The organism is Chelatococcus composti (assembly GCF_014201415.1).
Lineage (GTDB): Bacteria > Pseudomonadota > Alphaproteobacteria > Rhizobiales > Beijerinckiaceae > Chelatococcus_A > Chelatococcus_A composti.
In genome coordinates, this window is sequence record NZ_JACHEH010000001.1 from 309,962 (window position 1) to 321,696 (window position 11,735).

10 protein-coding genes are annotated in these 11,735 nt (G+C 69.6%); 5 read left to right on the forward strand and 5 right to left on the reverse strand.

From position 1 onward, the window contains the following. Window positions 1–29: 29 nt before the first annotated feature. The 4 genes from hutU to hutI are packed head-to-tail and all read right to left on the reverse strand — an operon-like array spanning window position 30 to window position 5,334. Window positions 30–1,694 (reverse strand): urocanate hydratase, encoded by a 1,665-nt coding sequence (gene hutU, locus HNQ73_RS01585; protein WP_183331569.1) that lies wholly within the window; start codon window positions 1,692–1,694, stop codon window positions 30–32. A 14-nt stretch (window positions 1,695–1,708) separates the two neighbouring features. Further along, window positions 1,709–2,536, reverse strand: a complete 828-nt coding sequence (hutG, locus tag HNQ73_RS01590; protein ID WP_183331571.1) for an N-formylglutamate deformylase — start codon at window positions 2,534–2,536, stop codon at window positions 1,709–1,711. Next, a complete protein-coding gene (gene hutH, locus HNQ73_RS01595) occupies window positions 2,533–4,083 on the reverse strand; it encodes a histidine ammonia-lyase (protein ID WP_183331573.1) in 1,551 nt (516 codons plus the stop codon). Before hutH ends, hutG begins: the two co-directional genes overlap by 4 nt. A gap of 42 nt (window positions 4,084–4,125) precedes the next feature. Beyond that, complete coding sequence (hutI, locus tag HNQ73_RS01600) at window positions 4,126–5,334, reverse strand: imidazolonepropionase (protein ID WP_183331575.1); 1,209 nt, start codon at window positions 5,332–5,334, stop codon at window positions 4,126–4,128. A 242-nt stretch (window positions 5,335–5,576) separates the two neighbouring features. Between hutI and HNQ73_RS01605 the strand changes: the two genes are divergently transcribed. The 5 genes from HNQ73_RS01605 to HNQ73_RS01625 all read left to right on the forward strand — a co-directional run bounded on the left by HNQ73_RS01605 (window position 5,577) and on the right by HNQ73_RS01625 (window position 10,800). Continuing rightward, window positions 5,577–6,938 (forward strand): formimidoylglutamate deiminase, encoded by a 1,362-nt coding sequence (locus HNQ73_RS01605; RefSeq protein ID WP_183331577.1) that lies wholly within the window; start codon window positions 5,577–5,579, stop codon window positions 6,936–6,938. Between the two features lie 9 nt (window positions 6,939–6,947). After that, window positions 6,948–7,673 (forward strand): histidine utilization repressor, encoded by a 726-nt coding sequence (gene hutC, locus HNQ73_RS01610; RefSeq protein ID WP_183331579.1) that lies wholly within the window; start codon window positions 6,948–6,950, stop codon window positions 7,671–7,673. 152 nt (window positions 7,674–7,825) lie between these two features. After that, window positions 7,826–9,805: an acetyl/propionyl/methylcrotonyl-CoA carboxylase subunit alpha gene (locus tag HNQ73_RS01615; protein ID WP_183331581.1), complete on the forward strand. Its 1,980-nt coding sequence runs from the start codon at window positions 7,826–7,828 to the stop codon at window positions 9,803–9,805. Between the two features lie 117 nt (window positions 9,806–9,922). Continuing rightward, entirely contained in the window at window positions 9,923–10,360 is a 438-nt protein-coding gene (locus HNQ73_RS01620) for a DUF1489 family protein (protein WP_183331583.1), read from the forward strand. Between the two features lie 65 nt (window positions 10,361–10,425). After that, a complete protein-coding gene (locus HNQ73_RS01625) occupies window positions 10,426–10,800 on the forward strand; it encodes a hypothetical protein (RefSeq protein WP_183331585.1) in 375 nt (124 codons plus the stop codon). 76 nt (window positions 10,801–10,876) lie between these two features. On the opposite strand, the gene panC is transcribed toward HNQ73_RS01625, so the two are convergent. Continuing rightward, a complete protein-coding gene (panC, locus tag HNQ73_RS01630; protein WP_183331587.1) occupies window positions 10,877–11,719 on the reverse strand; it encodes a pantoate--beta-alanine ligase in 843 nt (280 codons plus the stop codon). Between the last annotated feature and the right edge of the window lie 16 nt (window positions 11,720–11,735).

The following is an 11,735-nucleotide window of genomic DNA, read 5'->3' on the forward strand; positions in this document are numbered from 1 at the left end:
CGACAACCCGTCACGTTCCTGCCGGCGGTTCAGCGAAGGCTCGGCAGGTTGAGACCGTGCTCCCTGGCGCATTCGATGGCGATCTCGTAGCCGGCGTCGGCATGGCGCATGACGCCCGTGGCCGGGTCGTTCCACAACACACGCTCGATGCGCCGTGCCGCCTCGGGCGTACCGTCGCAGACGATGACCATGCCGGCGTGCTGGGAGAAGCCCATGCCGACGCCGCCGCCGTGGTGCAGCGACACCCAGGTGGCGCCAGAGGCGCAGTTCAGCAGCGCATTGAGAAGCGGCCAGTCGGACACGGCGTCGGAGCCGTCGCGCATCGCCTCGGTCTCGCGGTTCGGCGATGCGACGGAACCAGAGTCGAGATGGTCGCGGCCGATGACGATGGGGGCCTTGAGCTCACCCTTGGCGACCATCTCGTTGAAGGCGAGGCCGAGCCGGTGGCGATCGCCGAGGCCCACCCAGCAGATGCGCGCCGGCAGGCCCTGGAACCGGATGCGCTTCTGCGCCATGTCGAGCCAGTTGTGCAGGTGCTTGTTGTCGGGCAGCAGCTCCTTCACCTTGGCGTCGGTCTTGTAGATGTCCTCCGGGTCGCCGGACAGCGCCGCCCAGCGGAAGGGGCCGATACCGCGGCAGAACAGCGGGCGGATGTAGGCCGGCACGAAGCCGGGGAAGTCGAAGGCGTCGGCGACGCCTTCCTCAAACGCCATCTGGCGGATGTTGTTGCCATAATCGACGGTGGGCACGCCCATCTTGTGGAAGGCGAGCATCGCTCGCACGTGCTCGGCCATGGAGGCCTTGGCGGCCTTCACCACGGCCTTCGGGTCGCTCTCGCGCTTCGCCTCCCATTCGGCGATCGTCCAGCCCTTGGGCAGGTAGCCGTTGACAGGGTCGTGCGCGGAGGTCTGGTCGGTCACGCAGTCCGGCCGCACGCCGCGCCTCACGAGCTCCGGCAGGATCTCGGCCGCGTTGCCGAGGAGGGCGACGGAGATGGGCTTCTTGTTGCGGGTAGATTCCTCGATGATGGCGAGCGCCTCGTCGAGATCCTTGGCCTGCACGTCCACATAGCCGGTGCGCAGGCGGAACTCGATGCTGGAGGGGCGGCATTCGATGGCCATGCAGGAGGCGCCGGCCATGACCGCGGCGAGCGGCTGGGCGCCGCCCATGCCGCCGAGGCCGGCAGTCAGGATCCACTTGCCCGACAGATCACCCCCATAGTGGCGGCGCCCCATCTCCACGAACGTCTCGTAGGTGCCCTGCACGATGCCCTGCGAGCCGATGTAGATCCACGAGCCGGCCGTCATCTGGCCGTACATCATGAGGCCCTTGCGGTCGAGCTCGTTGAAGTGCTCCCAGTTGGCCCAGCGCGGTACGAGGTTGGAGTTTGCGATGAGCACGCGCGGCGCGTCGGTGTGAGTGCGGAACACGCCCACCGGCTTGCCCGACTGGACGAGCAGCGTCTCGTCGGCCTCCAGACTCTTGAGCGCGGCGACGATGCGGTCGAAGCTCTCCCAGTCGCGCGCGGCGCGGCCGATGCCGCCGTAGACCACGAGCTCGCCGGGCTTCTCGGCCACGTCCGGATCGAGGTTGTTCATCAGCATGCGCAGGGGCGCTTCAGTCAGCCAGCTCTTGGCATTCAGCTCGGTGCCGCGCGGGGCGCGAATGACGCGGGCGTTGTCGATGCGGGTCATGGCGAGGTCCTCGATCAGGATTTCGAGCGGGCGAAGCCGATGCAGGCTTCGAGAATGCGGGTGAGGGTGGCGCGCATGGGCGCGGCATGGGCCTCGTCGTAGGCGACGGGCCAGGAAGCCTCGTCTACGGGGCCGACCGGCTCGCGCATGTAGCCGCGGCAGGCGAGCTCCATCTGGATGGCATGGACCCCGTCCGCGGGCCGGCCGTTGTGGCGGGTGATGAACCCGCCCCGGAAGCGGCCGTTGACCACGGTGCTGCGGCCGCTCGCCCGGCAGAGCTCGGCCACTGCGGACTCGAGAGCCGGGTCGCAGGTGACGCCGCCGTTGGTGCCGATGTTGAACTCCGGCAGCGTGCCCTCGAACAGCCGCGGGATCACTGAGCGGATCGAGTGGCAGTCGTAGACGACGATGTGGGGATGGAGCGCACGCAGGCGTGCGATCTCGTCCGCGAGCGCCCTGTGATAGGGCTCGAAGAACAGCGCCTTGCGCCTTGAGATGGAATCGGAATCCGGCTCCCGGCCGGGCGCGTAGAGCGGCTCGCCGTCGAAGGTCGTCGTCGGGACGAGCTCGGTGGTCGCCTGGCCGGGATAGAGCGAGGCGCCAGAGGGATCGCGGTTGACGTCGATCACCGTGCGAGAGATCGACGTGTGGATGACAGTCGCGCCAAGGCCGGCGGCGAAGTCGTAGAGCCGCTCGACCCACCAGTCGCAGTCCTTGCGGGCGAGCCAGGGCGAGACGAGGCCGGCCACGTATTCCTCCGGAATTTCCGTGCCCGTGTGCGGCAGGCTGACGAGCAGCGGCGCCTCGCCGCGGGTAATGGTGAGGAAGGAGGGGAGGCTCATGGTTGGGTCTCCGTCACCGCCGGCAGCGTCGCCGCCCCCACCGCCGCCACGAGGGCGCCGGAGCGAACGAGATCGGTCGCCGCGGCCATGTCAGGGGCGAAATGCCGGTCGTCGGCGAGCGTCGGCACACGGCCGCGCAGCAGGGCGCGGGCCTTTTCCAGCGCCTCGCTTGAGCGAAGCGGCGCGTGGAAGTCGCAGCCCTGCGCCGCCGCCAGATACTCGATACCGATGACGGCGGCGGTGTTCTCGGCCATAGGCAGCAGCCGTCGCGCCCCGTGGGTCGCCATCGACACGTGGTCTTCCTGGTTCGCCGAGGTCGGAATGGAATCGACGCTGGCCGGATAGGCCCGCTGCTTGTTTTCCGAGACGAGCGCGGCGGCCGTGACCTGCGGGATCATGAAACCGGAGTTGAGACCGGGCTTCGGCGTGAGGAAGGCCGGCAGGCCAGAGAGCGCCGGATCGACGAGCATGGCAATGCGCCGCTCGGCCAGCGAGCCGATCTCGCACAGGGCCATGGCGATCATGTCCGCCGCGAAGGCGACCGGCTCGGCGTGGAAGTTGCCACCGGAGATGACCTCGCCCGCCTCGGAGAAGACGAGCGGGTTGTCCGAGACGCCGTTCGCCTCCGTGGCGAGGAAATCGGCGGCCTTGCGCAACAGGTCGAGGCAGGCGCCCATCACCTGCGGCTGGCAGCGCAGGCAGTAGGGGTCCTGCACCCGGTCGTCGTTTGTGAGATGCGAGGCGCGGATGGCCGAACCGGCCATGAGGGCGCGCAGGGCGGTGGCGGTGTCGGCCTGGCCGCGGTGACGCCTGAGCTGCTGGATGCGTTCGTCGAAGGGGCCGTCCGAACCCTTGGCGGCGTCAGTGGCAAGCGCTCCGGTAACGAGGGCGGACTGGAACACCAGCTCGGCCTCGAACAGGCCCGCGAGTGCCAGCGCCGTTGAGACCTGCGTGCCGTTGAGCAGGGCGAGGCCCTCCTTGGGGCCGAGCGCCAGCGGTGCGAGCCCCGCTTCGGCCAGCGCCCTGTCCGCCGGCACGCGGGCTCTGCCGACGAAGAACTCGCCGACGCCCATGAGCGCCGCCGTGAGGTGGGCGAGGGGCGCGAGGTCGCCAGAGGCGCCGACTGAGCCCTGGCCGGGCACCACGGGCACGAGCCCCCGGTCGAGGCAGGCGAGGAGGTGGCCGATCGTCTCCCAGCGCACGCCCGAGGCTCCCTGGGCGAGGCTCGCGAGCTTCAGCGCCATGGCGAGCCGCACGACCGGCACGGGCAGCGGCTCGCCGACGCCGGCGGCGTGCGAGAGCACGATGTTGCGCTGGAGCGTGGCGAGGTCGCCGGCGTCGATGCGCACGCTCGCCAGCTTCCCGAAGCCGGTGTTGATGCCGTAGACCGGCTCGCCCTTGGCGATGATGGCGTCGATGGTGCGGGCGCCGGCCTCCACGGCCGGGCGGCACGAATCATCGAGAGCGACTCGGGCGCCGCGATAGACGCGGCGCCAGTCGGCGAGGATGACGTCCCCGGGGCGAAGGGTGATCGTCTGGTCGGTCATGTCAGGACACCCGATGGCAGCGGCGGCGATGGCTGGCGATCTTCACTTTCCCCTCCACACGCGGGCGTGAAGCGGGTTGAAGCCGATGCGGTAGACGAGCTCGGCCGGGCGCTCGATGTCCCAGATGGCGAGGTCGCACCATTTGCCGGCTTCGAGCGTGCCGACACAGTCGAGGCGGCCGAGGGCGCGTGCGGCTTCGCGCGTCACGCCGGCGATGCACTCCTCGACCGTCAGGCGGAACAGCGTTGCGCCCATGTTCATCGTGAGAAGCAGCGACGTCAGCGGTGAGGTGCCGGGGTTGCAGTCGGTCGCGAGGGCGATGCGTGTTCCGGCCGCGCGGAAGGCCGCGACCGGCGGCTTCTGCGTCTCCCGGATGAAGTAGAAGGCGCCGGGCAGCAGCACGGCGACCGTGCCGGCGGCTGCCATGGCGGCGGCGCCTTCCTCGTCCGTATGTTCGAGATGGTCGGCCGACAGGGCGCCGAAGCGGGCGGCGAGGGCCGCGCCGTGGAGGTTGGAGAGCTGGTCGGCGTGCAGCTTTACCGGCAGGCCACGCGCCTTTGCTGCCTCGAAGACCCGAGCGGTTTCCTCGGGCGAGAAGGCGATGCCCTCGCAGAAGGCGTCGGCGGCATCGGCGAGGCCTTCGGCCGCGACAGCGGGCAGCATCTCGTCGACGACCTTCGCGATATAGGCCGCCTTGTCGCCGTTCGCCTCGGGCGGCAGGGCGTGCGCGCCGAGGAAGGTGGTGGTGACGGTGACGGGCCGGACTTCGCCCAGGCGGCGGGCGGCGCGCAGGCAACGCAGCTCCGGCTCGGTGTCGAGGCCGTAGCCCGACTTGATCTCGATGGTGGTGACGCCTTCGGCCATGAGGTGGTCAAGTCTGGGCAGGGCGCTGGCGACGAGCTTATCCTCGCTCGCGGCGCGCGTGGCCTTCACGGTCGAGACGATGCCGCCGCCTGCGCGGGCGATCTCCTCATAGCTTGCACCCGCCAGACGCATCTCGAATTCCTGCGCGCGATCGCCGCCGAACACGAGGTGGGTGTGACAATCGACGAGGCCGGGCGTGATCCAGCGGCCGCCGCAGTCGATGCGCTCGGCGGCCTCCAGCGAAGCGGGCAGGTCCGCCATCGGGCCGGCGTAGACGATGCGCCCGTCCTTGCAGGCGATGGCGCCATGCTCGACGATGCCGAGCCCCGGCGAACCTTCGGCGAGAGTCGCCAGTCGCGCGTTGATCCACAACCTGTCGACGTCCATGCGGCCTGCTCCCCTGTCATTCTTATTGTCTATACATAATCAGCGGCCAGATTTATTGTCTAGACAAAATTGCGCCCGGTCACGCACACTGGTTGCGGCACGAACGGCCTTGCTCCGTTGTCGGCGCTGGGCATTTCGCGGCCGTTTCCGCCATTGTGCTCGGGCGCAGCAGGTGGGCGCGAAGCGCGGCAGGTGCGGGTGCGCCGTTCGGCGGAGCGGAGCCGTTGCCACGGGGAGAGATCATGCAGAAGCTGTTCTTCGATCATGCCCTCATCGGCGATGGCTGGGCTGACAATGTCACGATCACCCACGAAGCGGGCACGATCACGGCCGTCGAGCGCGACAGCACGCGGGGGGATGCGGCCTATGGCGGCTCCATCGCGCTGCCGGGCCTGCCCAACCTGCACAGCCACACCTTCCAGCGCGGCATGGCCGGGCTCGCGGAGACGCGCGGCCCGTCCGGCGACAGCTTCTGGACCTGGCGGCAGGTGATGTACGGCTTCCTCGGTGCCCTGACGCCGGAGGACGTGGAGGCCATCGCCGCCTATGCCTTCCTCGAGATGCTGGAAGGCGGCTTCACGGCCGTGGCCGAGTTCCACTATCTCCATCACGCCATCGGCGGCGTGCCCTATGCCAATCTGGCCGAGCACTGCGAGCGCATTGCCGCGGCCGCGGAAGCCACGGGCATCGGGCTGACGCTGCTGCCGGTGTTCTACGCCCAGGGCGGCTTCGGCGGGCAGCCGGCGGGCGAGGGGCAGCGGCGTTTCCTCAATGATCCCGACCGTTTCGCGGCGCTGCTTGAGGGCGCACGCAAGGCAGTGGCCCGGCTGCCCGATGCGCGCATCGGCATCGCGCCGCATTCGCTGCGGGCGGTGACGCCGGAGAGCCTCGCCGCAGTCCTGCCGCTCGCCGGCGATGCACCCATCCACATCCATGTCGCCGAGCAGACCAAGGAGGTGGAGGACTGCCTCGCCTGGTGCGGCCGTCGGCCGGTCGAATGGCTCCTGGACAACGCGCCGGTGGACGGGCGCTGGTGCCTCATCCACGCCACGCACCTGACCGACGCGGAAGTCGCCGGCATCGCGGGCTCAGGCGCCGTCGCGGGTCTGTGCCCGATCACCGAGGCCAACCTAGGTGACGGCATCTTCGCTGGCGTCGACTTTGTCCGCCACGGCGGGGTCTATGGCGTCGGCAGCGATTCCAACATCGAGATCACGGCGCCGGGCGAGCTCCGGCAGCTCGAATACAGCCAGCGCCTGGCGCTGCGCGGGCGCAACCTCATGGCGCGGCATCAGGGCGAATCGACGGCCCGCCGACTTTATGACGAGGCCTGCCGTGGCGGGGCGCGTGCGCTCGGCCGCGCCGTCGGCGCGCTCGCCCCCGGCCACCGGGCGGACATCGTGGTACTCGACGGGGCCCATGTCGACCTTGCACCGATGCGCGGCGATCGCTGGCTCGACGCCTATCTCTTTGTTGCCGGCAAGGCAGTGCTCGACCGGGTCTACGTGGGCGGCCGGCAGGTCGTCTCGGGCGGCCGCCACGAGGCGCGCGAGACGGTCGAGGCGGCCTATCGGCGCACGCTTGCCCGGCTCGTGACGACATAGGAGCGGAGCGTGAGCATCGCCGAACCCCTGCCGCGCTACGCCGAGATCCGCCGGGCGCTCGAGGAGAAGATCCTTTCCGGCGAGTGGCCGCCCGGCCACCGTGTCCCCTCCGAGCATGATCTTGTCGCGCAGTTCGGCTGCTCGCGCATGACGGTGAACAAGGCCCTCTCGGCCCTTGCGGCGGCGGGGCTTGTGGTGCGCCGGCGCCGCTCCGGCTCCTTCGTGGCGGCGCCGAAGTCGCAAGAGACCGTGCTCGAGGTCCACGATATCAAGGCGGAGATCACCGGCTCCGGCCGCACCTACCGCTACGTGATCCTGGACCGCGAACGTCGCCGAGCCCGGCCGGAAGATCTTGCGCGGCTCGGCGTGGCCAGGGGCGTCATCGAAGTGGAAGCGATCACGGTGCTGCACTTCGCCGACGAGTGCCCCTTCGTCCACGAGAAGCGGCTCATCAACCTCGCCGTGGTGCCGGCCGCGGCGCGCGAGCCCTTCGCCGTCTCGCCGCCGGGCACCTGGCTGCTCGAGCAGATCCCCTGGACGGAGGCGGAGCACACCATCCGGGCCGAAAATGCCGCGGCGGACGTCGCGCACCATCTCGCCATCGCCCGCGGGGCCGCCTGCCTCGTGGTGGCGAGGCGGACCTTCCAGGCAGGCACGCCGATCACGGCGGTCACCCTGACCTATCCGGGCGAGCGTCACCAGCTCGTTGCGCGCTTCAGCCCCGCGACGCGGTGAGGGCGAGGGCGCCGCCCCCGCACGGATGCCAAGGCCGGATGCCGCGCTTTGCGGCATGGCGCCCTCGGGCAGGCTATGGTCTGTTGGCTGCGACAGCGACAAGATCTGCCGCCGGGCGCACCGGCGCGCTCCGTGACCGAGAGAGGTGACTCGTGCTCGACAGCGTCCTCATCGCCAACCGCGGCGAGATCGCCTGCCGCATCATCCGCACGGCGCGACGGCTCGGCATGCGCACCATCGCCGTCTATTCCGACGCGGACGCCGATGCCATGTTCGTGCACATGGCGGACGAGGCGCATCGCATCGGCCCCGCTCCGGCGGCGGAGAGCTACCTCCTCGTCGACCGCATCATCGCCGTGGCCAGGAAGACCGGCGCCGCCGCCATCCATCCGGGCTACGGCTTCCTCTCCGAGCGGGCGGAGTTCGCCGAGGCCTGTGCGGCGAACGGCATCGTCTTCGTCGGCCCGCCGGCATCCGCCATCCGCGCCATGGGGCTGAAGGACGCGGCCAAGGCGCTCGTGGAGAAGGCGGGCGTGCCGGTGGTGCCCGGGTACCACGGCAGCCGGCAGGAGCCTGATTTCCTGCGCCAGAAGGCCTACGAGATCGGCTATCCGGTGCTCATCAAGGCCGTAGCCGGCGGTGGCGGCAAGGGCATGAAGCGCGTTGACAAGGTGGCCGACTTCGATGCGGCGCTTGCGAGCGCCCAGCGCGAGGCCCAGAGCGCCTTCGGCGATCCGCGCGTGCTCGTCGAAAAATACGTACTGTCGCCCCGGCACATTGAAATCCAGATCTTTGCCGACACGCATGGCAACGTCGTGCATCTCTTCGAGCGCGACTGCTCCCTGCAGCGCCGCCACCAGAAGGTGATCGAGGAGGCGCCGGCGCCGGGCATGACGGAGGAGATGCGCGCTGCCATGGGGCGGGCAGCGACCGAGGCAGCGCGGGCCGTGGGCTATGTCGGGGCCGGCACGGTGGAATTCATCGCCGACGGCCGCGAGGGCCTGCGGCCCGACCGCTTCTACTTCATGGAGATGAACACGCGGCTGCAGGTGGAGCATCCCGTGACGGAGGCGATCACCGGCCTCGACCTCGTCGAGCTGCAATTCCGCGTGGCCGCCGGCGAGGCGCTGCCTTTCACCCAGGAGGATCTCGCCATAGACGGCCATGCGGTCGAGGCCCGGCTCTATGCCGAGGATCCCGAAAAGGGCTTCCTTCCCTCGACCGGCAAGCTCTGGGCGCTCGATTTCGGTGAGGGCGAGGGCATCCGCATCGACACCGGCGTTGCCGCGGGGGACACGGTGACACCGTTCTACGACCCGATGATTGCCAAGGTCATTGCCCACGCCCCGACGCGCGCCGAGGCGCTCGACAGGCTGGCCGGGGCGCTCGGCGCCACGACGGTCGCGGGCCCGAAGACCAACCTCGCTTTCCTCAAGGCATTGTGCGGGGCGTCGGAGTTCCGCGAGGGGCGTTTCGACACCGGCTTCATCGATCGCAACATCGAGGCGCTGGGCGCCGTGCCGCGCGGCTTCGACCCGGCGGCCGCGGCGGCTGGCGCGCTCGCCCTCGTCAACCGCGAGAGCGAGCGCATCGCCTTCTCCTCCTCGTCGTCCCTGCGGGACGAGGAGGCGGGCGGCTGGTGGGTGGACGACGGCTTCCAGCTCGTCGGGAAGCGGCGCACTGGCCTGCCGCTCATTGTCGAGGGCGAGCGGGTGGAGGCGGTGCTGGAATACGGCCCGGAAGGGCCGGCCGTTTCCTTCCCCGGCCATCCGGTGCCGGAGGGTGAGCACGATCTGACGCTCGTGGAGGCGGAGGATGCGATGCTCGTCCTCGCCAGTGGGCGGCAGACGAGCGTGCGCCTCTACGATCCCTTCGCCGTCGATCTCGAGCACATGGACGGCGACGGGCTCGTCAAAGCTCCGATGCACGGCAAGCTCGTCGCTGTCTTCGTCGCGGTTGGCGATGCGGTGGAGAAGGGCGACCGGCTCGCCGTGGTCGAGGCGATGAAGATGGAGCACGTGCTCGTCGCGCCCTGCGCCGGCACCGTGACGGAGATTGCGGCGGAGCCCGGCGCCCAGGTGGGCGAAGGGGCGCGGCTGATCGTCATCGCGGCAGAGGAGGCGGCGACATAGCGTCCCGGCGCCTGGTAGGGCCTGTGCGCATGGACCGGCCTTCGCTCCCTCCCGTTATCCCCCGTCCCGTGCGCCGTGCCCGTTGCCTCGTGCCGTGGCGGCGCTAGATAGTGGGCCATGGCCCTCCATCTCATCAAGCTCTGCGTCGGGGCAGAATCCATCCGCGACCTCGAGGAGTGGATCGAGGAGCGCATGCGCGAGCGCCGGCGGCAGAACCTGCCGCAGGAGCAACTCCACACGACGCGCATGGTGCCCAAGCGCATCGACGAGATCCTCGATGGCGGATCGCTCTACTGGGTCATCAAGGGACAGGTCTGCTGCCGCCAGCGGCTGCTCGATATTCGTCCCTTCACCGACGGCGAGGGCATCTCACGCTGCCATCTCGTCATGGAGCCGGTGGTGGTGCCTGTCGTGCCGCGGCCCTTCCGTCCCTTCCAGGGCTGGCGTTATCTCGCCGCCAAGGATGCGCCGCCCGATCTCGGGGGCGGCAGCGAGACTGGGGCCGAGATGCCCGAGGAACTCAGGCGGGAGCTTGCCTCGCTCGGTCTTTTGTGAACCGGTGCGCGCCCGCACCGCTTTGGCACGACCCATCTGGCATCGTTGATGCATGAGATTGGCCGATGGAGGCGCTCATGCTGATCGGTGTCGCAGAAGGGGCCGTGCGGTCCTTTGAAATTGACGAGCGGGCGGAAGGCTATCTCGTGCGTCCGCGCCAGCGCGATACAGGCCAGGTCGAGATTGAGGCGGGCCGCGTTTTCCGCACGGTCGTCGCCGCCTTTGCCTTTGCCGAGCGCGAGGCGCTGCTGGAGCACTATGCCGCGGCGCGGCTCGAAGGAGGACCTGAAGGGGCGATGCCGTTCGCCCGCGACTGGTCGAGGGCCGAAACGCTCTTTACCACCATCAGTCGCAACCTTGCCGACGAAGGCGTCGGCGGCGACCTCCTCCTCGCGTGGGCGGCCTATGAGGACGCTCAAGAACGCCGCAGGCTGCACTGACACTGTTCCGAAAATGATTCCGCTGATGGGTTCAAGTTCCTGATCAGGAACGGCTTTTACGTGCGCGTGGTGGCTGTCAGACGGCAATGTTGTCAATGAGCCGGGTTACCCCGAGCCGCGCGGCAACAAGCAGGCGGGCGGGTGCGGCAAGTCCACTGACGGGGGCGAGCGTCTCGGCATCGCGCAGGGCGAGATAGTCCACCGCAAAGCCGGCTGTAGCCAGGGCCGCCTCGCCGGCCGCCATGACGGTCGCGGCATCCTCGCCGGCGCGCAGGCGCGCGGCGCAATCCTGCAGCGTGCGATACAGCGTGGGCGCGAGGGCCCGTTCCTCCTGCGAGAGGTAACGGTTGCGTGAGGAGAGGGCGAGGCCGTCGGCCTCGCGCACCGTCGGCGCGCCGACGATCTCGGCCGTAAGGTCCAGATCGCGCGCCATGCGGGCAACGACCTTGAGCTGCTGGTAGTCCTTCTCGCCGAAGACGGCGACGTCGGGCAGGGCCTGCAGGAGCAGCTTGGCGACGACGGTGGCGACGCCCGCAAAGTGGGTGGGGCGGAAGGCATCCTCGAGGCCCACGGCGGCCGGGCCGGCAAGGCTCACGGTGGTGGCGAAGCCGGCCGGATACATCTCCTCCAGAAGCGGCGTATACGCGAGGTCGGCGCGGCCGGCGAGCTTCGCACAATCCTCGTCCAGCGTTCGGGGATACTTCGAGAAGTCCTCGTTCGGGGCGAACTGGGTCGGGTTGACGAAGATGGAGACGACGACCCGGTCGGCCAGCTCGCGCGCGCGGTCGACCAGCGATAGGTGCCCCTCATGCAGCGCCCCCATGGTCGGCACCAGCGCCACGCGCTTGCCCGCCGCGCGCCAGGATGCGACCGCCTCGCGCAATCCCCTGACCGTATCGACCGTTGCGACCCTGTCCATGCCCTCGTTCCCTCCT

Coding starts and splice junctions, on each gene's coding strand:
- hutU (WP_183331569.1), bottom strand. CDS start 1,694: ATGACCCGCATCGACAACGCCCGCGTCATTCGCGCCCCGCGCGGCACC.
- hutG (WP_183331571.1), bottom strand. CDS start 2,536: ATGAGCCTCCCCTCCTTCCTCACCATTACCCGCGGCGAGGCGCCGCTG.
- hutH (WP_183331573.1), bottom strand. CDS start 4,083: ATGACCGACCAGACGATCACCCTTCGCCCCGGGGACGTCATCCTCGCC.
- hutI (WP_183331575.1), bottom strand. CDS start 5,334: ATGGACGTCGACAGGTTGTGGATCAACGCGCGACTGGCGACTCTCGCC.
- HNQ73_RS01605 (WP_183331577.1), top strand. CDS start 5,577: ATGCAGAAGCTGTTCTTCGATCATGCCCTCATCGGCGATGGCTGGGCT.
- HNQ73_RS01620 (WP_183331583.1), top strand. CDS start 9,923: ATGGCCCTCCATCTCATCAAGCTCTGCGTCGGGGCAGAATCCATCCGC.
- HNQ73_RS01625 (WP_183331585.1), top strand. CDS start 10,426: ATGGAGGCGCTCATGCTGATCGGTGTCGCAGAAGGGGCCGTGCGGTCC.
- panC (WP_183331587.1), bottom strand. CDS start 11,719: ATGGACAGGGTCGCAACGGTCGATACGGTCAGGGGATTGCGCGAGGCG.